The sequence below is a fragment of the Pseudomonas sp. NPDC089752 genome, from assembly GCF_044748725.1.
Classification (GTDB): Bacteria; Pseudomonadota; Gammaproteobacteria; order Pseudomonadales; family Pseudomonadaceae; genus Aquipseudomonas.
Window position 1 is genome coordinate 162,732 of sequence record NZ_JBIVGP010000001.1, and the last position, 23,531, is coordinate 186,262.

The window sequence follows — 23,531 nt, forward strand, 5'->3', positions numbered from 1 at the left end:
GGCCCGAACATGGTTGAACTCACCAGCAGAGAGCGTCTGCAACCGTCGTTGCTGGACCGCCTCAGCGACGATGCCCGCGAACAACTTCGCGAATCCCGCGAACAACGCGTCATGTCGATGCGTGCATTGCGCAAGGCCGTATTGCGCGATCTGGGTTGGCTGCTCAACAGCACTTCACTGAGCACCGTGCGCGATCTGTCCGGTTATCCGCTGGTCGCGCGCTCGGTGCTCAACTTTGGCCTGCCGGACCTGTCCGGAAAGACTGCAAGCGGACTCGATTCGCAGACGCTGAGCCGGCATATCCAGCGGGCGATCGAAGACTTCGAACCGCGGATCCTGCCCGGCAGCGTGTGTGTCACACCGTTGGCCCGGCAAGGCGAGCAGTGCGGCCTGCACCGGGTGTCATTCGAAATTCAGGGTGAACTATGGGGCCAGCCTCTGTCCGAGCGCCTGTACGTGAAGACCGAGCTTGACCTTGAATCTGGCGATGTAAGGCTCTACGCCAACGAATCGATGATGGCCCAATGAACGCCAAGTTGCTGCGCTACTACGAGCGCGAGCTGCGCTATCTGCGGGAAATGGGTGGCGAGTTTGCCCGGGATTTTCCCAAGATCGCCGGACGTCTGGGCCTTGAAAGCCATGTCTGCGCAGACCCCTACGTCGAGCGTCTGCTGGAGGGGTTCAGCTTTCTCGCAGCAAGGGTGCAGTTGAAGATCGATGCGGAGTTTCCACGCTTCACTCATCACCTGCTGGAACTGGTGTTGCCCCATTACCTGGCACCGACGCCGTCGATGGCCGTGGTGCAATTACAACCCGACCTCAATGAGGGCAGCCTGAGTCAGGGCTTTACGGTGCCTCGAGGTACCTCGTTGCATAGCCAATTGGGCAAGGGCGACCAGACGGCTTGCGAGTTTCGCACGGCACATGACGTCACCCTGTGGCCGCTGGCGCTGACCGAGGCTTGCTATTTCGCCTGCTCAGGGCAGGTCGGCGGCGTCGACCTTGCACGGTTGGGTCCAGTCAAGGCGGCATTGCGTTTGCGTCTGGCCGTAGGCGCGGGCTTGACCTTCGACAGCCTGTCACTGGACACGCTGCTGCTGCACTTGCGCGGCTCTGCAGGGCTTGCCGGGCTGATGCTCGAACAACTGCTGGCACAGGCTGCGGGTGTGCTGGTTCAGCCAGTGCAGGCCGATGGCCGCTGGCATAGTTTCATTGACCCCGGCAAGTTGCGCGCCCAAGGCTTTGCCGACGAGCAGGCGCTGTTGCCAGCCGGGCCACGCAGCTTCCAGGGATATCGGATGCTGCAGGAATATTTCAGCTTGCCGCAGCGCTTCCAGTTCGTCGAACTGGGTGGCCTGGGCGCCGCCATCAAGGGTTGCGATGCCTCGCAGCTGGATATCACGGTGTTGTTCAAGGCGTTTGAACCGACGCTGGAAGACCACGTAACCCCTGCCCAGTTCGCGCTGCACTGTACCCCGGCGATCAACCTGTTCCCCAAATGTGCAGACCGAGTGCACCTGTCTGAGCACAAGGTGGATTATCACGTGGTGCCGGACCGGACTCGACCGATGGATTTCGAGGTGTATCAGGTGACCCGCGTTACCGGGCATGGCAGTGGCGTACAGGCCGAGCAGGCGTTTGCCTCGTTCTACCAGGCCAACGACATGGGCCTGCCAGGGCAGGATGCCTGGTACCACATACGCCGCGACACCCGCGTGCTGTCCGAGCGCCAGCGCAGCAAAGGCCCGCGCTCGAGCTACGTCGGCAGCGAGCTGTTCCTGAGCCTGGTGGACTGCCATGAGGCGCCTTACCGCAGCGATTTGCGGCAGCTGAGCGTACACGCGCTGTGCACTAACCGGGACTTGGTGTTGGGCATGCCGGTGGGCACTGGCAAGACCGATTTCACTGTCGTTTCCGGTGCGCCCGTGCAAGCGGTGCGCTGCCTGGAGGGGCCCACCGCGCCAAAGGCATCCTTTGCTGAAGGCGAAACGGCGTGGCGACTGGTCAGCCACCTGTCGCTCAATTACCTGTCACTGCTCGATCAGAGCCCCGAGCAAGGCGCCACGGCGTTGCGCGACCTGCTGCGGCTGTACTGCGGCCAGAACGATGCGTCAGCGCTCAGGCAAGTCGAGGGTGTGCGTTCGGTGAGTGCCCATTCGATCGTCAGGCGTCTGCCGATTGCGGGTCGAATTGCCCATGGCAGAGGCCTGCAGATTTGCGTGACGGTTGACGAAAGCGCGTTTGAAGGGGCCAGCCTGTTCATCTTCGGCGCCGTGCTGGAGCAGTTTTTCGCCAAGTACGTTTCGATCAACGCGTTTACCGAAACCCACCTGCACGGCGTGACGCGTGGGTTGATCATGCAATGGCCAGCAAGAGTCGGGCGATGCGCGATCCTCTAGCCCTGCTGCAACGCCTGGCACGTGAGCCTGCCGCCTATGATTTCAATGCCGCATTGCGCCAATTGGAATCTGCCTTCGCCGAGCAGCCGCGGATTGGCCAGGCCAGCCGTCCCGCCCAGGAAGCGATACGTTTTGGCCAGCAGCCATCGCTGGCATTCGAGCCGGCGATGCTGGCAGGGCTGGAACACGAGGGGGCCGGCAAGGCGCCGTTGCTGTTGCTCAATTTCTTCGGTGTGCTGGGAGCCAATGGGCCGTTGCCTCTGCACCTGACCGAGTATGTGCGTGACCGTCAGCGCAATCTGAACGACCCCACATTGGCGCGCTTTCTGGACATGTTCAACCACCGCATGGTCAGCCTGTTCTATCGCGCCTGGGCCAGTGCGCAGCCGACGGTGAGCCTCGACCGCCCGGCGGCAGATCGCTTTTCCGACTACATTGCCTCACTGATTGGCATGGGCATGCCCTCGCTACAAGGGCGCAATGCCGTCCCTCATCTGGCCAAGCTGCACTATGCCGGGCGCCTGGCACCCCACGCACGCAATGCGCAAGGCCTGGCCGCGGTGCTCAGCGACGACCTGCAGGTGCCGGTGCAGGTGCAGCAGTTCGTTGGCCACTGGATGGTGCTGCCGGCCGACGGGGCGTGCACGCTTCGCAGCGGGCCGGATGCCGCACGCCTCGGTGAAGGCACAATGCTCGGCCGCCGGGTATGGGACGCCCAAGGCAAGTTCCGCCTGCTGATCGGCCCACTCGACATGCTGCAGCTATCCCGCCTCCTGCCAGGCCGCCAGGGGATGATTCGGCTCACCGACTGGGTTCGCCACTACGCGGGGTTGGTGCTGGAGTGGGATGTCAACCTGATCGTCGGCAGGGAGCACCTGTCGGCTGCGCGTCTGGGCCAAGGCACAAGGCTCGGCTGGAGCAGTTGGCTGCTTGGCGCGCCAGCGACCGAGGACGACCACCAGTTATTCATCAAGCCTCGCCTTTCACCAGCCTTTTCACCGCAAGGAACAGATCATGTCTGAGATCAGCCGGGTGGCCCTGTTCGGGAAGCTCAACAGCCTGTGTTATCGCACCCTCGAAAGCAGCACGCAATTTTGCAAGTTGCGCGGCAATCCTTATGTGGAGCTGGTGCATTGGCTCCACCAGTTGCTGCAATCTACCGACAGTGACCTGGCGCGTATCGTGCGTCACTATGGGTTGGACAGTGCACGGTTGGAGCATGATCTGTCTGCGGCTCTTGATCGCCTGCCCCGGGGCTCGACCTCGATCACCGACCTGTCGTCGCCATTGGAGGAGGGCGTCGAGCGCGCCTGGGTGCAGGCCACGTTGTTGTTTGCCGATACCCAGGTGCGTTCGGGGCACTTGCTGTTCAGCTTGCTCAAGGACCGTACGTTGCGCAATACGGTACTGGCCATGTCGGCGGAGTTCGGCAAGGTCAAGGTCGAGGACCTGGCCGACCGTTTCTCTCAGATGCTGTCCGACTCGCCCGAAGCCCGCCTGAAAGCCACTGACGGTTTCACCCTGGCACCGGGTGAGGGCAGCGCAGGGCGGGGCGGGGACGTAGGCCAGACGGCGCTTGCCAGGTTCACCGTCGACCTCACCGCCCAGGCGAGCGAAGGTACTCCAGACCCCATCGTGGGGCGAGACGATGAAATTCGCCAGGTGATCGATATCCTCATGCGCCGGCGTCAGAACAACCCGATGCTGGTCGGCGAGGCTGGCGTCGGCAAGACGGCCGTGGTCGAAGGGCTGGCGCAGCGCATCGTCCGTGGCGACGTGCCGCCGGCATTGCGCGACGTGCGTTTGCGCACGCTGGACATCGGCCTGCTGCAGGCTGGCGCGAGCATGAAAGGTGATTTCGAACAACGCCTGCGCTCGGTGATCGACGAGGTGCAGGCCAGCCCGGTACCGGTGGTGATGTTCATCGATGAAACCCACACCTTGATCGGCGCCGGTGGCGCCGCCGGCACGGGAGATGCGGCCAATCTGCTCAAGCCCGCACTGGCACGAGGTACGCTGCGTACCATCGGTGCCACCACCTTCGGCGAATACCGCAAGCATATCGAGAAGGACCCGGCACTGACGCGACGCTTCCAGACCGTCAAGGTCGATGAGCCCGACGCGGCGCGCGCGCTATTGATGCTCAGGGGGCTCGCCGAGGGCATGGCTCGGCATCACCAGGTACAGTTGCTCGACGCAGCGCTGGTGGCGGCAGTACGACTGTCGCAGCGCTACATACCGGCACGTCAGCTGCCCGACAAGGCCATCAGCCTTCTGGATACCGCTTGCGCGCGCGTCGCCATCAGCCAGCACGCCACTCCGGCGGCGTTGCAAGACAGCCGACGACGAATCGAGGCGCTGCAAACCGAACGGGCGATCGTTGCCCGTGAGCGCGCCGTGGGCGGTGACACCGAAACCCGCGAGCAGGACCTCGATGATAAGTTGCAAAGCGAGCAGCAGCGCCTCGCTGGGCTGGAGGCGCGATGGCAAGGCGAGCACAGTCACGCGAAGGCCATTTTCGATTTGCGCGAGCAGGTGCGGGACCAACCAGACAATCGCGACACCCTGCAATCACTGCGCACCCATCAGCAGGCCCTCGCCGATGCTCAAGGCGAGTCGCCGATGATCCTGCTCACCGTCGATGAGCAGGCCGTCGCCTCTGTCGTGCAGGATTGGACCGGCATTCCACTTGGGCGGATGGTGGGCAACGAGATCGGTCGCGTACTCAACCTGGCCGACACGTTGTCCCAGCGCATCCTTGGCCAGCACCATGCCCTGGAAATGATCGCCCGGCGCATCCAGACCGCTCGTGCGGGCCTGGACAACCCAGACAAACCGGTGGGCGTGTTCCTCCTGGCAGGCACTTCGGGTGTGGGCAAAACCGAGACTGCTCTGGCGCTTGCCGAAACCCTGTACGGGGGCGAGCAGAACCTCATCACGCTCAACATGAGTGAATACCAGGAAGCTCATTCGGTTTCCTCGCTCAAGGGCGCGCCGCCTGGCTATGTTGGCTACGGTGAGGGCGGAGCGCTGACCGAGGCGGTGCGCCTGCGGCCGTACAGCGTGGTGTTGCTGGATGAAATCGAGAAGGCTCACAGAGACGTGCATGAGCTGTTCTACCAGGTGTTCGATAAAGGCTGGATGGAAGACGGGGAAGGCCGGCTGATCGATTTTCGCAATACGCTGATCCTGCTGACCAGCAATGTCGGCACCGCGACCATCGAGCGTCTGTGCCGGCAGCCAGGCCTGGCGCCGGAGCCCGACACTCTTGCGCAGGCGCTGCGAGCGCCGTTGCTGCAGGTGTTTGCCCCCGCGCTATTGGGGCGGGTAGTGGTGGTGCCTTACTACCCGTTGAGCGACGACTTGCTCGCCAGCATCGTCCGCCTGCAACTGGGGCGCATCCAACAGCGCCTGCAGAGCAGTCAGGGCGTGCCCTTGAGTTTCGATGACGAGGTGGTGGCACTGGTCGTGAGTCGCTGTACAGAGCTCGAGAGTGGCGGGCGGATGATCGACGCGATCCTGACTCAATCAATTCTGCCCAGCATCAGCCGGATCTGCCTCGAACACCAGCTGCGTGCAGACGCCTTGAACAGGCTGCATATCAGTGTGCGTGGAGGTGTCTTTGTTTTCGCTCACAGCGACGACCACCCGTAATCACGGCCTCAGGGCCCTTTGAGAGGCATCGATGAGAAAGCAACAGCAATTCAACAACTCCTGTGGCGCGGCCAGCCTGCTATGCGCAGCGGTGGAGTTGCAGGCCAGACAGCTGCCCAACGTCGGCGGGTCCAATCGCGGTCAGCCGTTGGCCGTGACGCCTACCTGCGAAGCGGCCTTGTACGAAATCACTTCAGGGGCGCTTACTGGAGGGCATGTCAAACCCATCATTCACGGCGCGCTGGGTTACTCGCTTCCGCACAACCTCGCTATCGCGGCGCGTGAGCTTGGTCTGGATGTGGCGATCTACATACACGGTAGACTCTCCAGCATGATTTCGACCTTCTACCCAGACGCCGAACCAAACTGCATTCGGGCTGGCTTTACGGTCAATCATCGCGAGGCGCCCTCGCTGGCACACAATCAACGGGCACTGAAGGTGATGATCTCGGGCGGCGTTGGGCTTCACTATGTGATGAAGCGATCGGATGGTACCTACATGGACCCCGCAGACGGCAATGACTTCACGAGTTTCAATCACATGAACAGCTGGTCGAAGATGTACAAGTTCACTGGCATCACCCTTGTTCTGAGCTCCCCGCTCGGCGCTCCTGGGGCCTGAAAAACACGCTGTCGCTCCTGCGCACCAGGGAATAATCCGAGGCGCTGGGCTGTTGTACTCCATGACAGCCCATCAGTCGTCCAGGATTGCACGATGCCCGTTACGCAAACCCATCGCCAAATCGCCGTTCAAAGCGCAGCGGGCGCAGATGCGCTGCTGCTGCGGCGTATGGTGGCCAGCGAAGGCCTGTCGAGCCTGAGCGAGTACCGGATAGAGCTTTTCAGCGAGCGCAGCGACTTGAACCTGGACGATCTGTTGGCCACGCCGCTGACGGTTGCGGTGGAGCTGCCCAGCGGCGGTCAGCGCCATTTCAGCGGCGTGGTCGCTTCTTTCGCCTACACCGGCCATCAAGGACGTTTTGCCACATACCGCGCAGTCGTGCGCCCCTGGCTGTGGTTGCTCACGCGCAGCAGCGATTGCCGGATCTTCCAGCAGCAGAGCGTGCCGCAGATCGTCAAAACCGTCTGCGCCGCTTACACCGTCGCTGACCTCGACACGTCCGGGCTCAGTGGTACATACCCTGCGCTGGAGTACTGCGTTCAATACCGCGAAACGGATTTCGATTTCGTCAGCCGCTTGTTGGAGCATGCTGGCATCTACTATTTTTTCAAGAGCAGCGCAGGGCGCCACACCCTGGTGCTGGCTGACGGTTACAGTGCGCATGCATCGGTCGAGGGGTTCGAGCAGTTGCGTTATCTGGCGGTGCAAGACCCTGCCAGGGGCGAGCAACAGGTGATCCACGATTGGAGCATGAGCGCCGAAGTCGAAACCGGTGCGTGGTCATTGCAGGATTACGATTTCGAAAAGCCGTCGGCCAATCTGCTGGTCAAGTCGTCCCTGGCGCGTGACTACGGCCAGTCTCGCCATGAACGCTTCGACTACCCGGGCAAGTACCGTGAACGCCAGCATGGTGAAACCCTGGCACGCCACCGTATCGAGGCACGTCACAGCAGTTATCGGCGGGTTGAGGGGGCTACCCATGCCCGTGGGCTGTTCCCCGGTGCGCTGTTCACCCTCACCGAACACCCGCGCAGCGATCAGAATCAGCAGATGCTGGTGCTGTCTGCCGACTATGTGCTGTCGTCCGATGCCTGCGAGCCGATCGCTACGGGGGCGCAGGAACCCACACTGAGCTGCCGTTTTACCGCGATGCCGAGCCAGCAGGAGTTTCGGCCGCTGTGCCTGACGCCTTGGCCAGTGATTCACGGCCCGCAGACCGCCAAGGTGGTCGGTAAGCAGGGGGAAGAGATCTGGACCGACAGCTACGGTCGGGTAAAGGTCCAGTTCCACTGGGATCGTGAAGGTACGCACGACGAGAACAGTTCGTGCTGGATCCGTGTCAACCAGGCCTGGGCCGGCAAACGCTGGGGCAGTTTTTTCCTGCCGCGCACTGGCCAGGAAGTGGTCGTGAGCTTTCTTGAGGGTGACCCGGATCGCCCGCTGGTCACAGGTGCGCTCTACAACGCCGAGACCCTGCCGCCCTGTGCGTTACCCGAACAGGCCACGCGCTCGACGCTCAGAAGCTGCTCATCCCCAGGAGGGGGAGGCGCCAACGAGCTGCGCTTCGAGGATCGCAAGGGCGCCGAACAAGTCTTCATCCATGCCGAAAAGAACCTCGAGCAGCGCATCAAGCAAGACGCCCTGGACTGGGTCGGGGGTGATCGCCATTCCCGCGTTGCTGGCGACTTGCGCGAACGCATCGGTGGTGACCGCCATCAGCAGGTGTTGGGTGATCGCACCGAGAAGGCCGCTGGCAGCGTGGCGCAGGTGGCTGGCCGTGACTTGCTGCTGCAGGGCGCCATGAAAGCCAGCCTCAGCGGTGGCATGGATGTGCACATCAAGGGCGGCACGAATGTGGTCATCGAGGCAGGCGCGAGCATCATCCTCAAGGCTGGCGGGTCGTTCCTGACCATCGGCCCGGCCATCATCGCCTCGGCGCCGCCATTGCCACTGCCGCAGGCGGCCGCCGCCGCGAATGCCCTGGCGCAAGCCTTGCGACCAGGACCTGCCGGTGAGCCGCTCGAACCCAAGGAGGCTGACGATGGCCAGCCTTGAATTTTCGTCAACCTGGCACGTCAAGGAGCCTGATATGCCCATGAAATTACGGGTCACAAGTTACCGCGGGCAACCGCCGGTGACTGACCTTTGCTGTTCGATCGATGCTACCGGAACCCTGGGACGGGCACCGGGCAATGATCTGGTACTGGACGACCCTGACCGGTACATCTCCCGCAAACATGCGAGTATCGAACGACGCGAAGCGCATTACTACCTGGTCGACGTTGGCAGCAACCCCAGCGTGGTCAACCAGCAACTGGTCGGCCGTGGTTGCGAAACGTTGCTGCAGGCGGGTGACGTACTGATGATCGGCGACTATCAGATCGATGTTGACCTGTTGCCAGCGCAGGCACCCAGCAACGCCCCGGCGCCCACCGGCGCGACCCAGACGCTGGCTGTGTTCGGGCCGCACGCGGCAGCCGCGGCTGCGCCGCGCGTCGAGCCCTCGTTCGGGCCGCCGAGAGCAGGCGCCGAGGTACTGGCAGCACACAGCATAGTGCACGAGCCGGTATTCGATCCCACACCTGTGCTGGCCGAGCAATCAGGCTTCAACCTGCTCACGGGGGGTGGCCACGCATCGCTGTTCGATGTGCCTGCACCTGCGAACTACAGTGATACCCGCGGTGATCACGTGTCGCCCGAGCGGCACGTCCTGCCAACGCCCATCGAGCCTGCTGCGGTCATCGCAGAGGCCGAGCTGATTCCCAAGGGCTATGACCCTTTGGCCGATCTGATGGCTCCGGCAGGTGCGCAGGCGCGGGCAAAGCCTGAACGTGCGGTTGATGACGAACCTCTCTCCACTGAAAGTCGCGTGTTCAAGGCACTGCTGGAAGGCCTGGGCTTGCCCCCTTCGTACAACGCACGCAGCCCCGAGGAGCTGGCTCGGTTGGCAGGGCACACGCTGCGGGAAGCTACCGGCGGCACCATGGCCATGCTGAGAGAACGGGCATTGGCGAAACGTGAACGCTCCCTCGAGATGACCATGATCGGCGCCCTCGAGAACAACCCACTGAAGTTTTTCCCTGATGCCGCCAGCGCCCTGAGCCAGATGCTGGGAACCGATTCACCCGCCTACTTGCCCTGCACGCAGGCGTTCCAGGCGGCTTTCGACGATATCAAGGCCCATGAACGAGCGGTTGAAGCCGACATGCGCGAAGCGCTGACCGAGGTGTTGCTGCACCTGGAACCCGGGGGCATAGCCCGTGGGGTGGCGGCGCCGGGATTGCTGAAGCGTCTGCGCCCTTCGCTGCACAAGGCGCGTTTGTGGGGCCGGTTCATGGAGCGCTATGCCGAGCTGACCCGTGATGGCGACGCGAACGTGCAAGGCGTGCGGGCTGAAAGGTGTTCCAGCGCCTACTCATTGCCGGACCGTCACCTGCGCGGCACTGCGTAATCCGTACTTCACCCGCTGCGAGGCCAACCCCATGTCATGGAACAGCAAGATCGTCTGGTCGGAAGGCATGCTTTTGCAGCCGCAGCACCTGCAACAGCACGACCGCTACCTGAGCGCTCAGCTCGATGCTCGGGTAGGTGCCTTGCGGCCCTATGCCTGGGGCTTTTCGCGTCTGGAGATCGATGAGCAGCACCTGGCGTTCGGCAAGCTGGCGCTCAAGGCATACAGTGGCGTAATGCCTGACGGTACTGCAGTCGGCTTGCCCTTCGACGAGATGCCGCTGGCGCTTGAGATCCCCGCCGAGGCGCGCGACCTGATCGTGGTATTGGCGCTCCCCACTGCGCGCCATGGGGTAGCTGACACAGATGACAGCGCCAGCGTCGAAAATTTTGCGCGCTTTCGCAGCGTCGAGTATGAAGTGTGGGACAGTAACGGCCTGGACAACAGCGCGCTGTTGAACGTGGGCAAACTGCGCCTGCGGCTGGCGCGCGCCGGGGACGTTGCCGACGCTTACACCACACTCGCTGTGGCGCGGGTGCTGGAGCGCCGCGCCGATCAGCGGGTGCTGCTGGATCCCGAGTTCTGCCCGCCAAGCACCGACGTGAGCGCCGCGCCCAGCCTGGGGCAATTCGCCGAGGAACTGCTCGGGTTAGTGCAACAACGTGCCGACGCCATCGCCAAGCGGCTGGCGCAACCGGGCACCAGTGGCGTGGCGGAGATCGCCGACTTTCTGCTGTTGCAGCTACTCAATCGCAGCGAACCGTTGGTTCGCCACCTGACGAGCATGGCCGGGCTACACCCGCAAGCGTTATACCGTGAACTGAGCCAGTTGGCGGGAGAGCTGGCGACCTTTACCCACGCCGAGAAGCGTGCCACCCGCTACCCCCCATACCGTCATGACGCCTTGGCCGAAACCTTCTCCCCGTTGATCCTCGATCTGCGCCGTGCCCTGGCCACGGTCAGTGACGCGCGGGCCGTGCAAGTTCATCTGGAAGAGCGCCAGTTCGGTATCCGCGTGGCGGTGTTGTCGGACCGCACGTTGCTTCATTGCGCCACCTTTGTCTTGGCTGTGCGCGCGCAGATGCCGAGCGAAGCGGTGCGCAGCGCTTTTCCACGACAAGCCAAGTTGGGCTCTGTCGAGAAGATTCGCGACATGGTCAACCTGCAATTGCCCGGTATCGGCCTGAGCGCGTTGCCGGTTGCGCCGCGCCAAGTCCCCTTCCATGCAGGTTTCACTTATTTCGAACTCGACCGCAGCAGCCAGCAGTGGCAACAAATGGCTCAGTCGGCGGGCTTCGCCCTGCATGTGGCTGGCAGTTTCCCCGGGCTGGAAATGCAGTTCTGGGCCATTCGTAACGGTTGATCAAAAGCGCAGGTGCACAAACGTGAACGTGAAAGATCCCCTGGCGGCTGGGCTGGACCCCGATCGCACGATGCTGCTGCCCAGGTCCAACGGTCGCCCGGCAGTCGCGGGTTTGCCGAGCAGGCAGGGCAACGCGTTCGAGGCGGTCACACCCTGCGCAGCAGGCCTCAATCCGCTGGTTCGAGCCGCCCACCCGTTGTTGGCGTTGGTGATGCCGCTGCGCTGCATGGCGCGCCCCCCGGACATGGCCACGCTGCGCCAGCGCCTGATGCACGCGATCCGCCAGTTCGAAACCCAGGCTCGGGCCTGCCGGGTGGAGGTCCAGACCATTGCCGTTGCGCATTATGCGTTGTGTACCCTGGTCGACGAGACCATTTCCTGCACCGCCTGGGGGGCGGGTGTGTGGAACAGTCGCAGCTTGCTGGTGACCTTCCACAACGAAGCCGGGGGTGGTGAGCGGTTCTTTCGGGTGCTTCAGCGCATCAGCATGGATGCACGTACCCACCTCGAATTGCTGGAACTCATGTACCTGTGCCTGGCGCTTGGCCTGGAAGGGCGGTATCGCGTGATCGACCGCGGCTCCGATCAACTGGCGGTATTGCGCGAGCGTCTGTACGGGCAGATTCGTTTGCAGCGAGGGGCTATCGAACACGACCTGTCGCCTCGCTGGCGTGGTGCCGCCACGCGGTTCAAGCCAGTGCGCAAAGGCATGCCGTTGTGGGCAATGGCAATCGGGGCTGCAGTGTTGGTGGGTGCGCTTGAGCTGACCTGCCGTTGGCTGCTCGACCGTAGTTCGGCATCGCTGCGCTCGCAACTGGCCGAAATCCGCCTGGCAGCACCAGTAATAACGCCGATTGCATCGATGGAGTTGTCGTCTTTGCTGGCCGATGACATCGAGCAAGGTCTGGTGAGCGTGCGCGAAACAGCCGGCCGCTGGGTGATTTCCCTGAGTGGACAAGATGTTTTCAACTCGGGCAGTACCGTCGTTCTGCCCAGCGCGCAAGCGTTGTTGCAGCGCATAGGTGACGCACTGAGCAGGATACCTGGTGAGGTCCTGGTAGTCGGCCACACCGACAACCAACCACCATCGCCCCGCGCGCGGCTGAGGACCAATGCCGAGCTTTCCGAAGCGCGGGCCCGCGCCGTGGTGAATTTACTGGGCAGTCGGACTGGCCCATCGACCCGTTACCGCAGCGAGGGGAGGGGCGCAGCCGAACCGCTCGCGCCCAACGATTCACCGGCAAATCGTGCGCGTAATCGACGGGTGGATATCACCTTCTCCAATCCAGTACAGCCGCAGTAAGGACAGGCGATGTCTTATTTCATACCCTTACTCGATGTGTTCAAACGCGTGTTGCAGTGGCTGGCCAGTGCCTGGTTCTTCTCGTTGATCGGGGTGCTGTTGATCGCTGCGCTGCTGTGGTATCAGGGGCCATCGCTGACATTCGATGGATACGCACCGTTGGCCTCGGAACACTGGCGATTGGCTGTGATTACACTGCTATTGGTCGCGTGGGGGCTGTATGTCGCTTGGTGGCTTGCTCGGCGCGCCAGGCGCGAACCAGGGTCAAGCGACGTTGAGCGGCAAATGCAGGACGAGGTCGGGCTTCTGGCCGAGCGCATGGACGCAGCGATGGCGCTGTCGCGTAGAGGCAAAACTCGGCGGCAACAGGCCCTGAACCCTTTGCCGTGGTACCTCATCATGGGCGCCCCGGGCAGCGGCAAAACCACTGCCATCGCTCACTCGGGCCTGCAGTTCCCGCTAAGTGAAACGCCAGGTGCAACGGCTATCGACGGATCAGGCGACACCCGCCCTTGCCGCTGGTGGTTCAGCAACGAAGCGGTGTTTCTCGACACGGCAGGACGATACACCTGCCAGGAACACCCCACGGATTCGACAGCGTGGAACGCCTTGCTCGACCTCTTGCGAAATCACCGGCGCCGTAGCCCGTTGAATGGCGTGATCGTTACCCTCAGTGTGAATGACCTGTTACAGCCCAGCGATGCTCAGACCCTGCAGTCCAAGGCCATCCGCTTGCGTATCGACGAGTTGTACAAGCGGCTGGGTGTTGTCTTGCCCGTCTATGTCATGGTCACCAAATGCGACTTGCTGCCGGGCTTCGCCGAGTTTTTCGAACACCTGGGCCGTGATCAGCGCAGCCAGGTTTGGGGGATGACGTTCCCGATGCGCCAGGCTCAGCAACTGGACGCGGGGCTGGCGAGTTTTCCGGCGGAGTTCGATGCGCTGGAGCGCCAATTGCAGGTCCGCGTACTCGCTTGCATGCAACAAGAGCGCGAACTCTCCCGGCGCGCCTTGCTGTACGATTTCCCCAACCAGTTTGCCAGTATCAAAGGCGAGCTCGGGCACTTCATGACCCGTGTTTTCCAGCCCAATCGTTACCAATTGCCGACCCTGGTAAGAGGCGTGTATTTCACCAGTGGCACTCAGCAATCCCGAGGGCGCAGCTACTTCATCACGCGCCTGATGCAAGAGGTGATCTGCAAGGAAATGGGATTGATCGGCTCTCGTCTCACGCGCGAGCGCCGTCGTTGGCTACGAGCGGGGAGGTTGTGCCTGGTGGTCCTGACTGCGCTGCTGGCGCTGGGCGTTGGTATCGGCTACCAGCATAAACAGTCCGCAGTCGAACTGATGCAGCAACGCACGCTCGAGCTGGCAAGACTGACCCGGGCTTTCACCGACAACGGCAACGTTGTTGCGGCCCTGCCACTGCTCGATGAAGCCCGTCAATTGTCAGCGAACGCGCTCGTGCGTGAAGAGCGCCCCGGGTTGCTCGAACGCATTGGGCTCAAGCAGGTCGACCCGCTCGGGGATGAGGCGTTGGCACTGTACCGACGTCTATTGCACGGCACCTTGATGGTGCCGCTCGTTGCCAACCTGGAAACCGCTTTGCGCCGTGGCGATACCGCCAATCAGGACTTCTTGTTCGAGACCCTGCGGGTCTATCTGATGCTTGGCAAGCGGCAGCATTTCGATGCCGTTTCGGTGCAGGCGTGGGCCGATGTCGCCTGGTTCCGGGAGCTGTCCCAGGCCAGCGAGATGCAGCGCCAGGCGTTGTCGTCGCACCTGGCGGCCTTGCTCGAGGATGGCACTGCAGGCCCTGAGCCGCTCGACAAGGAACTGGTCGCCCACACTCGCCTCACGCTTGCCTCGCTGTCACTGTCACAGCGTATCTACAGTCGCCTCAAGCGCCAGGTGCTTCAGCAGGATCTGCCAGCCTTCAGTGTCGACAGCGCTGCCGGGCAGGATGCATCGTCGCTGCTCGGCCGCGGTAGCGGAGCGCCCTTGTCTCGTGGCGTGAGTGGGCTGTTCACGGTGGCCGGCTATCGGGCGTTGCGGACGATGCATGAGCAAGCGGTCGCCAATATGGCCAAGGAAAGCTGGATTCTCGATCGCCATGAAGCAGCGTTGGCCGCAGGCAACACGCAAGGCATGATGGCTTCTGTGCTGGGCTTGTATTACGCCGATTACATCGGCGAATGGGATAACTACCTCAAGGATCTGCAGCTGGTGTCGTTGGGCACCTTGGGTCAGGCTGCGAGGGTCAGCAACGCGTTGTCCGCTGCAGATTCGCCGCTGCGCGCCGTCCTGATGGCCGCTGCACGTGAGACCAGGCTTGAAGACGCTACCGCGCAGGAGAATGACCAGCAACTGCAGCGTCAGACTGGCACAGGGCTGGACATCGCTCACGAACGTTTGCAAAGCTCATTGGATGATGGCGCCCCAGGCAGGGTAGTGGAGCCATCCAGCCACCCTGTGAACCAGCATTTCGCCAGTTTGCACGCCTTGATCGATCGGCCGGGTTCGCCGCTGCTTGTCGAAAGTCTGGATTTGCTGAAGGAAGCTGCGCAGTTCTTCGCCGGTGCCGAGGACGCTCGCCACGCAGGCACTTCCGCACCGAGCCCGGAGGTACTCGGGCGCATCAAGCGTATGGCGGAGCAGCTGCCCGTTCCGCTTTCGACCATCTTGCTCGCTATCGGCAACCAGGGCGGCGCGCTGGCGCTGGGTAATGAGCGTGAGCGGCTCAGTGCCCTGTGGCGTGTCAGCGGCGCGGCATTCTGTCGCGATGCCATCGCCGGCCGCTACCCCCTGGTGCGCGGCGCCAGCCGTGAAGTCACCGCCGATGACTTCGGTAAGTTTTTCAGCCCCGGCGGGCTGATGGACGAATTTTTCAATAATCAGCTGGCACCCTACGTTGATACGAGCACCAGCCGCTGGCGCTGGAGAACGACTGGCAATGTGTCCATGATCAGTAGCCAGGCCGTACTCGACCAGTTCCAGCATGGCGCACGCATACGCGACATGTTCTTTGTCAGCGGAGCGCGACAGCCGTCCTTGCGCTTTGCCCTCAAACCCCTGGAGGCCGACGCGGCGCTGGGTGAGGTGAGCCTGGATATTGCCGGCCAGCCTGTGGTTTTCGATACCGACACGCCCCTTGGCTTCACGTCCATCACCCTGCCAAGTGGCAAGGGCAAAGACTTGGTGCAACTGCATGCAGGCGATGGCTTGCGCAGTGAGGGCCCGTGGGCTTGGCTGCGACTGCTGGACCAAGGTCGGCTCAGCGTCGAGGAAGGTGAGCGTTTCGTATTGAGCTTCGACTTTGCGGGGCGCAAGGTGCGTTATCTGTTGCAACCCAGTAGCGTGGTGCATCCATTCCAGCGTGACACCCTGGAACAGTTCCGTTGCCCGGCACCTTTTTAGTCATCGACTGGAAGCCACGATTCACAGTGGTGGTTGCAGAAATGCACGGCGCTGAGCATCTTCGTCGATATGTTGAGCCAGTGTCTGCAGCAACGCCTGGCGAGTCATGCAGTCCTTGAGCGCGTGGCGTACCAGGATGCGCGCGATCGGGCCGATCAAGTAAGTCAGGCGTTTTTCGCACTGTTGCAGGAAGTCTGGGTCCAAGCCGGTGGCGGGCGTGCAGGGCAGATCCAGCCGTGTGCGGTCGTCATCCTGCATCGGCGAGTCTGGCAGCGGTGGCGATGGCAGGGCTTGCAATGCGCTGAGAAAATCCAATGCCGAAGCGAAGCGATCGTCCGGGGATTTCGCCAGGGCCTTGGCGATCAGGCGATCACACTGCAAGCCCAGTGCCGGGTTGAGACGCGACGGTGGCACCGGTACCTGGCTGAGTACCTGGTGCATGACCATGGCTGCCGACCCCGAGAACGGCCGTTCGCCGGTGAGCAGCTGGTAGAGCAGGACGCCAGTGGAGAACAGGTCCGAACGGCCATCCACACTGGCACCGCGAAACTGTTCGGGTGACATGTAGCAGGGCGTGCCGACCATCGAACCGGTTTGCGTCATGCTCGTATTGTCCAGGTGCGCGACGCCGAAATCGGTGACCTTCAGCTGCTGGTCAGCAGTGATGACCAGGTTGGCGGGTTTGATGTCACGATGAATGACACCCTTGCAATGAGCATGATGCAACGCGAGCAGCAACTGACACATCCAGCTGATCACTTGGGGTATCGGCTGCGTTTGTCGGTGTTGTAGCAGGGTATCGAGGGCGATACCGTCGACGAACTCCATCGCGATGTAGGCGAAACCGCCAGCCTCGCCGTACTCGTAAACCGTGACGATGTTAGCGTGATTCAGCCGGCCAGCGGCTTGGGCTTCATTCTGGAAGCGGCGCGACAATTGCTGCAGATGGCCATCGCCGAGCAGCTCCATGCGCACTGTCTTGAGCGCCACGATCCGAGCAATGTCCGGGTCGAAGGCCCTGTAGACGGTGCCCATGGCGCCTTCGCCAAGCACGCTGTCGATGCGATACTTGCCCATTCGTTCAAGCATGATCGGCGCCCGACTTCGCTTCGAGCATGTTCATGGCGCAGGCCAGGCTGGTGCGCATGCGCGTGAATGACTGGCCCATGCGCGCCAGATCATCAGGGGCACCTGGCGTTATTTCCGGCGTTGCTCGCTCGCCCAGGCTGACGCGCTCGGCAATGTCGGCCATCGCCTTGAGGCGCCGGGCGACCAAGCGGTGGAAGGTCCAGCTCAACGCGCAAAACAGAAACACATCGATCGCCAGCAGCCACAGCATGAGGCTGTTCAGGCGCTCGCTGGCTTGTTGCAGCGGTAGGCCAAGCGGTACCGATGCATAGCGCATGCCGATGATCTCGTTGAGTTGCCAGTCAAAACCGTGGTGCCTGCCGTAGAGGTCGGTCACTGTCTTGGGCGCGGAGTCGGGCGAGCCATGGCAGATCAGACAGGCTGCGTCGGCGACCTGGATGGGCTGTGCGACGAAGAGGGTCAGGCCATCGCCATGATCGCGTTCACCGACCAGTTCCTTGGCCTGAGGTTTCTCACGCAATTGCTCGATGACTTCAGTTTCCCAGCCGGTCGCCTGATTGCCCGGGTTGGGCGGGTTCAAGGTGGCTTGTCGATAGACGTGACCCGGATAGGCCATGAGCATTTCGCGCATCTGTTGGCTGGCGGCCAGCGATGGGGTCAACTGGGGCAGAAACTCGACCTCCAGGCGCTCTGCCAGCAGTGGCACGACATGCTTGACGGTATAAGCGTTGCTGGCCGCCGCAGCGCCGAGGAGCAGGCGTGCCCTTTCCAGCGATTGCTGACGTACGCTGTTCTTCAAGTAGTAGTTGGCGAGGAGGCTGCCGGCGACAAAGGCGACGATGAGCACAGCCAGGAGCACGACGTTGAATCTGATTGCCAGTGACGATTTCATGGAGGCTTCCCTTGCATGGCGTCTATGGCGACACCGTTGAAACGAGGGCAGCGTAACGATTCCACGGTGATGGGGAACGGTAATTCTCTCAATGCCTTTGAGGTGAAGGGATTGAATGAAATCATGGAATACAAGGGGAGCGTCGGGTGTTCAGGTGACGGGAAGCAGGATTCCATCACGTCCGATATGGTAGCGCTGCAGGTCCCGCGCCAACGTCAGGTGCCCGGTGTAGTGGGCCAGAGCTTCATTGCGCACATCATCGATGCAGGGGCTGCGCCGCGGGTCGCTTTGATAGCGGGCACTGAAATGGGTGAGCACCAGGTTGCGTACCTTCGCCACTTCGGCAAACTGGGCGACGGCCGCCGCCGTGCTGTGGCCGAAGGCATTGCCGCTGCGCTCGACGGTGGGCTGGGTGAAGGTGGCTTCGTGCACCAGTACATCAGCGTCTTGGGCTACAGCAGTCAAAAGGCCAGGGTCGTCGTTGTCGCCGCATACGATCACCCGCCGGGCGGGCCGTGAGGCCAGCAGATAGTCGCGGGCATCGAGCCGCTGCCCGTCGACTTCGACCGACAGCCCCTTGGCCAGGTCACCCCACAATGGGCCGCGCGGGATCCCTTCGGCATCCAGGCGCCGTATGTCCAGGCGGGGCTCGGGGTTGAGCTCGGTGAATACATAACCGACACTCGGGACCCGGTGCGATAGCTGGACAGTGCTGACCCGCAGCGTATCGCTGTGCCAATGGTCCAGCCCCTCGACTGGCAGCAGGCGCAGTTCGAAGGGCAAGTAGCTGTCGCTGGCCGTCAGGCTCAGGCGTACCCATTCGCGCAGCGCATCCGGCAGGATCAGGTCCAGGGGTTGCCTGCGCCCACTCATCGCGGCACTGGCCAGCAGGCCGGGCAAGCCGAAACAATGATCGCCATGCACGTGGGTGATGAAGATGGCCCGCAGGTCACGCATGGACAATGGCGTGCGCAGCACTTGATGCTGAGTGCCTTCGCCGCAATCGACAAGGTACCAATGCTGACCCGTAGGTTCGATGACTGCGGTGGCGCTGACGTTGCGCATGCGGGTGGGCACCCCCGCCGAGGTACCCAGAAACTGCAGGTCCACTGTCTGACTCCAGCATTTGCGGGACCCTACCTTAGCCGGACTGAGCCGGGCCGTCGATGGGTCATGGGGTGGTCGTATTCTCTTGGCGCCAGATCAGCTTGCTGGTGTCATACCCTTGCTTCTGCGCGATCGCTACCAGTTGCTCACGCGTCTGGTCGGTGATGGCTGGCGAGCGCGACAACAGCCACAGGTACTCGCGATTCGGATGCCCGACCAGTGCCACGCGATAGTCCTTGTCGTGATACAGCACCCAATAGTCGCCCTTGGTCAGCCCAGGCGCCAAGCGGCTGAACCAGTTGTCGAACTGCACCCAGAGCTTGTCCGTCTTGCCGGATTGCTGGGCCTCGGCAATGCCCTTGGCCTCGTTCCACTCGCCGTCGTTTTCCTTGCAGCGGTTGGTCACGTCGATACGCCCGTCTTCGCGCAAACCATAGTGCGCCTCGGACTGCACGCAGTTGCGCTGGAAGAACATCGGCAAGCGTGCCAGCTCATACCAGGTGCCCTGATAGCGCTGCAGGTCGACCTGCTGGGTGGTGGGTGGGGCGCGGTGTTCGTCGCTGGAGCCGGCGCAGCCCGCCAGGGCCAGCGTCATGCAGGATAGGACAAGGGCCTTGCGCATTGCCATGGCAAATCTCCTGGAAGCGGTTGTAATGCTTACCTGTGCTTCGATGCGCACGCCGAGTAAAAGTTGTATGCAGTCTCGCTTTTGGCACAAGCACGGCAACGCGCCTGGGTTACCATCGGCGACGTGACCCTTTGCCTGCAGGAGTGCAGCCCGTGACCGAGTACAGCGCATTCAAAGTCGAACTGACCGACAACATCGCTCATGTCCAGATCAATCGCCCGGAAAAGATCAACGCGATGAACGCGGCCTTCTGGGAGGAGATCGTCGATATCTTCCAGTGGATCGACGACACCGACGCGGTTCGCGCAGTGGTCATCAGCGGCGCGGGCAAGCATTTCTCTTCAGGCATCGACCTGATGATGCTGGCCTCGCTGGCCGGCCAGATGGGCAAGGATGTAGGCCGCAACGCGCGGTTGCTGCGCCGTACCATCCTGCGCCTGCAGTCTTCGTTCAATGCCGTGGACAATTGCCGCAAGCCGGTGCTGGCGGCCATCCAGGGCTATTGCATCGGCGGCGCCATCGACCTGGTGTCGGCCTGCGACATGCGCTACTGCAGCGCGGATGCGCAGTTCTCGATCAAGGAAATCGACATGGGCATGGCCGCCGATGTCGGCACCTTGCAACGTTTGCCACGTATCATCGGCGACGGCATGATGCGAGAGCTGGCCTTCACCGGGCGCACTGTCGAGGCTGCCGAAGCGCTGCGCATCGGCCTGGTGAACCGGGTCTATGATGATCAGGCCGCGCTGCTCGACGGGGTCTTTGCCATCGCCCGCGAGATTGCCGCAAAATCGCCGATCGCCGTGGCCGGCACCAAGGAAATGCTCAGCTACATGCGCGACCATCGCATCGACGATGGTCTGGAATACATCGCCACCTGGAATGCCGCGATGCTGCAGTCCGAAGACCTGCGCGTGGCGGTGGCGGCGCACATGAGCAAACAGAAACCGACGTTCGCCGACTGACCGGGCCGGGGGACGCAACACAGGACCCCCCAACATGTCAGCACGCTGGACTACCGCAGTACTCGACCCGCAGATCACCGGGGGCTGGGCCGTCGCCCGCAGCCCGGAAGGGTTTTTGGTGGACGCCAACGGCGCGTTGTTCCCCCGCGACTGGCTCAAACGGCAGGACCTCGACGTGCTGGCCGAGCATGGCATCGGCCATTTCGACGGCGAGCCGGTGTTCCTGCTGGAACTGCGCAGCGCCGCCGAAGTGCCCGGCTGCGGCTGGCGCGGCCTGCGGGCGTTCATGCTGGAAGGCGACTTCGACCTCTATAAAGTGCTGGGCTACGCCGCGCAGATCGGCACCTGGGCCCGCGAGCACCGCTTCTGTGGCAGCTGTGGCCAGGCGATGACGCAGATACGCTGGGAGCGGGCGATGTATTGCCAGCCTTGCGATTTGCGCAGCTATCCACGGATTTCGCCGAGCATGATCGTGCTGGTGACCCGTGGCGACGAGATCCTGCTGGCCCGTTCACCGCGTTTCGTCACGGGCGTCTACAGCACCCTGGCGGGTTTCGCCGAACCAGGCGAATCGGCCGAGGACTGCCTGGTGCGCGAGGTGCGCGAAGAGGTGGCGGTCGAGGTGCGCAACATCCAGTACGTCGGCAGTCAGTGCTGGCCATTCCCGCATTCGATGATGCTGGGTTTCCATGCCGAGTACGCGGGTGGCGACATCGTCATGCAGCCGGATGAAATCGAGGATGCCCAGTGGTTCAACGTGCACGACCTGCCGCCGCTGCCGGCCGGGCGCTCCATCGCCCGTTACCTGATCGATCTGTATGTGGCGCGCCGCCTAGGCCTGGCCGAACCAGTGCTGCCACGCTAGGCGCACGGTCAAGGCCAGCACCACGGTGATGAATACCGGGCGGATGAACTTGCTGCCGCCGCTGATCGCCGTGCGTGCGCCGAAGAACGCGCCGACCATCACCGACAGGCCCATGCACAGGCCGACCACATAATCCACCTGCCCGGAAATCACGAATACCGTCAGCGCCGCGATGTTGCTGACGAAGTTCATGCTGCGCGCCACGCCGCTGGCGCGGACCAGGTCGATGGGGTAGAGCAGCAGCGTGCTCACGGTCCAGAACGCTCCGGTGCCAGGGCCGGCCACGCCGTCATAGAAGCCCAGGGTGAAGCCTTGCGGGAACTGCCACTTCTTCTTGATCGGCGCATCGGCATCCAGCGGCGCCTTGGGCGTGCCGCCGAACAGCAGGTAGATGCCGCACGCGAAGACGATCACCGGCAGCATCTTGTTCAGCCATTCGGCCGGCATGTAGTGGGCGACGACCGCACCGATCGAGGCACCGACCAACGTCGCGAACAACGCCGGGCGCCACTGCGCCGGGTGGAACAGCTTGCGTTTGTAGTAGGTGAAGCCGGCGGTGGCCGAGCCGAAGGTCGAGCTGAGCTTGTTGGTGCCCAGCACCAGATGCGGCGGCATGCCGGCGGTGAGCAGCGCCGGGGTGGTAAGCAGGCCGCCACCGCCGGCAATGGCGTCGATGAAACCGGCGACGAAGGCGACCAGGGCGAGGATCAGCAGGGTGAGGGGTTCTACGGTGAGTTCGAAGGGCATTGGGGGGCTGGCAGGCAGGGAGATAGAGGTGTGGATGGTAAACCTGGGAAGTATGGGTTGCCAGTGCCGGCCTCTTCGCGGGGCAAGCCCGCTCCCACGGGCTCAACACTGTGGGAGCGGGCTTGCCCCGCGAAGAGGCCGGTACAGCCATTCAAATCAGCTCTGGATGAACGCCAGCAAGTCCGCATTGATCACATCGGCATGGGTGGTCGGCATGCCATGCGGGAAGCCTTTGTAGGTCTTCAGCGTGCCGTTGGGGAGCAGCTTGGCCGACAGCGGCCCTGAGTTCTCGTACGGCACGATCTGGTCATCATCGCCGTGCATCACCAGCACCGGCTGGCTGATACCCTTGAGGTCCTCGGTAAAGTCGGTCTGGGAGAACGCCACGATGCCGTCGTAGTGTGCCTTGGCACTGCCGATCATGCCCTGGCGCCACCAGTTGGCGATGACCCCTTCGGCCGCTTGCGCGCCAGCACGGTTATAGCCATAGAACGGCCCGGCCGGCACATCCCGGTAGAACTGGGCGCGGTTGTTCGCCACCTGCGCCTGGAAGCCGTCGAACACAGACTTGGGCAGGCCGCCGGGGTTGCCTGGGGTTTGCACCATCAACGGCGGCACGGCCGCGATCAACACGGCTTTGGCCACTTTGTCGCCGGGGTAGCGGGCCATGTAGCGCACCACCTCGCCGCCACCGGTAGAGTGGCCGACATGCACCGCACCCTGAATGCCCAGGTGCTCGACCACGGCGGCCACGTCATCGGCGTAATGGTCCATGTCGTGGCCGTCCCACACCTGGCTGGAGCGCCCGTGGCCGCGACGGTCGTGGGCCACTACGCGAAAGCCTTTGCCGAGGAAGAACAGCAGCTGCGCGTCCCAGTCGTCGGCGCTGAGCGGCCAGCCGTGGTGAAAGTGGATGACCGGCGCATCGCGCGGTCCCCAGTCCTTGTAGAAGATTTGAACGCCATCCTTCGTGGTCACGTAGCTCATGGTCGCGTCTCCTCTGTGCAGGGGGGTTGCCGAATGAGCTAT

General features: G+C 62.8%; 18 protein-coding genes. 12 read left to right on the forward strand and 6 right to left on the reverse strand.

Annotated features, from left to right (window positions below):
* The first annotated feature begins 9 nt into the window (after positions 1–9).
* The 10 genes from tssE (at position 10) to tssM (ending at position 16,209) form a co-directional block, all read left to right on the forward strand.
* A complete protein-coding gene (tssE, locus tag ACIPZF_RS00600; protein WP_400794253.1) occupies positions 10–528 on the forward strand; it encodes a type VI secretion system baseplate subunit TssE in 519 nt (172 codons plus the stop codon).
* Entirely contained in the window at positions 525–2,399 is a 1,875-nt protein-coding gene (tssF, locus tag ACIPZF_RS00605; protein WP_400794255.1) for a type VI secretion system baseplate subunit TssF, read from the forward strand. The genes tssE and tssF overlap by 4 nt, the downstream gene beginning before the upstream one ends.
* A complete protein-coding gene (gene tssG, locus ACIPZF_RS00610) occupies positions 2,384–3,421 on the forward strand; it encodes a type VI secretion system baseplate subunit TssG (RefSeq protein ID WP_400794257.1) in 1,038 nt (345 codons plus the stop codon). The genes tssF and tssG overlap by 16 nt, the downstream gene beginning before the upstream one ends.
* On the forward strand, positions 3,414–6,053 hold the full coding sequence (gene tssH, locus ACIPZF_RS00615) for a type VI secretion system ATPase TssH (protein ID WP_400794258.1): 2,640 nt from the start codon (positions 3,414–3,416) through the stop codon (positions 6,051–6,053). The genes tssG and tssH overlap by 8 nt, the downstream gene beginning before the upstream one ends.
* A gap of 31 nt (positions 6,054–6,084) precedes the next feature.
* Complete coding sequence (locus ACIPZF_RS00620) at positions 6,085–6,675, forward strand: hypothetical protein (protein ID WP_400794260.1); 591 nt, start codon at positions 6,085–6,087, stop codon at positions 6,673–6,675.
* 93 nt (positions 6,676–6,768) lie between these two features.
* Positions 6,769–8,730, forward strand: a complete 1,962-nt coding sequence (locus tag ACIPZF_RS00625; RefSeq protein WP_400794262.1) for a type VI secretion system Vgr family protein — start codon at positions 6,769–6,771, stop codon at positions 8,728–8,730.
* 34 nt (positions 8,731–8,764) lie between these two features.
* A complete protein-coding gene (gene tagH / locus ACIPZF_RS00630; protein WP_400794264.1) occupies positions 8,765–10,126 on the forward strand; it encodes a type VI secretion system-associated FHA domain protein TagH in 1,362 nt (453 codons plus the stop codon).
* A 31-nt stretch (positions 10,127–10,157) separates the two neighbouring features.
* The gene (gene tssK, locus ACIPZF_RS00635; protein WP_400794266.1) at positions 10,158–11,489 is read left to right on the forward strand and encodes a type VI secretion system baseplate subunit TssK; all 1,332 of its coding nucleotides are present in this window, start codon (positions 10,158–10,160) and stop codon (positions 11,487–11,489) included.
* Between the two features lie 22 nt (positions 11,490–11,511).
* A complete protein-coding gene (icmH, locus tag ACIPZF_RS00640; protein ID WP_400794268.1) occupies positions 11,512–12,792 on the forward strand; it encodes a type IVB secretion system protein IcmH/DotU in 1,281 nt (426 codons plus the stop codon).
* A 9-nt stretch (positions 12,793–12,801) separates the two neighbouring features.
* Positions 12,802–16,209, forward strand: coding sequence for a type VI secretion system membrane subunit TssM (gene tssM, locus ACIPZF_RS00645; protein ID WP_400794270.1), 3,408 nt, complete (start codon positions 12,802–12,804; stop codon positions 16,207–16,209).
* 21 nt (positions 16,210–16,230) lie between these two features.
* On the opposite strand, the gene ACIPZF_RS00650 is transcribed toward tssM, so the two are convergent.
* From ACIPZF_RS00650 to ACIPZF_RS00665, 4 genes are all read right to left on the reverse strand, one after another.
* Positions 16,231–17,298: a serine/threonine-protein kinase gene (locus ACIPZF_RS00650; RefSeq protein ID WP_400794272.1), complete on the reverse strand. Its 1,068-nt coding sequence runs from the start codon at positions 17,296–17,298 to the stop codon at positions 16,231–16,233.
* Positions 17,291–18,190: a DUF3365 domain-containing protein gene (locus ACIPZF_RS00655; protein WP_400794274.1), complete on the reverse strand. Its 900-nt coding sequence runs from the start codon at positions 18,188–18,190 to the stop codon at positions 17,291–17,293. Before ACIPZF_RS00655 ends, ACIPZF_RS00650 begins: the two co-directional genes overlap by 8 nt.
* A gap of 150 nt (positions 18,191–18,340) precedes the next feature.
* Positions 18,341–19,300: an MBL fold metallo-hydrolase gene (locus ACIPZF_RS00660; protein WP_400794276.1), complete on the reverse strand. Its 960-nt coding sequence runs from the start codon at positions 19,298–19,300 to the stop codon at positions 18,341–18,343.
* A 61-nt stretch (positions 19,301–19,361) separates the two neighbouring features.
* Positions 19,362–19,925, reverse strand: coding sequence for a lipocalin family protein (locus ACIPZF_RS00665; RefSeq protein WP_400794278.1), 564 nt, complete (start codon positions 19,923–19,925; stop codon positions 19,362–19,364).
* Positions 19,926–20,077: 152 nt separating this feature from the next.
* Between ACIPZF_RS00665 and ACIPZF_RS00670 the strand changes: the two genes are divergently transcribed.
* Positions 20,078–20,890, forward strand: coding sequence for a crotonase/enoyl-CoA hydratase family protein (locus tag ACIPZF_RS00670; RefSeq protein ID WP_400794280.1), 813 nt, complete (start codon positions 20,078–20,080; stop codon positions 20,888–20,890).
* 34 nt (positions 20,891–20,924) lie between these two features.
* Positions 20,925–21,755 carry an NAD(+) diphosphatase gene (gene nudC / locus ACIPZF_RS00675; RefSeq protein ID WP_400794282.1) on the forward strand — a complete coding sequence of 277 codons (831 nt, stop codon included), beginning with the start codon at positions 20,925–20,927 and terminating at the stop codon, positions 21,753–21,755.
* On the opposite strand, the gene ACIPZF_RS00680 is transcribed toward nudC, so the two are convergent.
* Both ACIPZF_RS00680 and ACIPZF_RS00685 read right to left on the reverse strand, forming a co-directional pair.
* On the reverse strand, positions 21,723–22,502 hold the full coding sequence (locus tag ACIPZF_RS00680) for a TSUP family transporter (protein ID WP_400794284.1): 780 nt from the start codon (positions 22,500–22,502) through the stop codon (positions 21,723–21,725). The genes nudC and ACIPZF_RS00680 overlap by 33 nt on opposite strands.
* Before the next feature lie 156 nt (positions 22,503–22,658).
* Positions 22,659–23,489 (reverse strand): alpha/beta fold hydrolase, encoded by an 831-nt coding sequence (locus ACIPZF_RS00685; RefSeq protein ID WP_400794286.1) that lies wholly within the window; start codon positions 23,487–23,489, stop codon positions 22,659–22,661.
* Between the last annotated feature and the right edge of the window lie 42 nt (positions 23,490–23,531).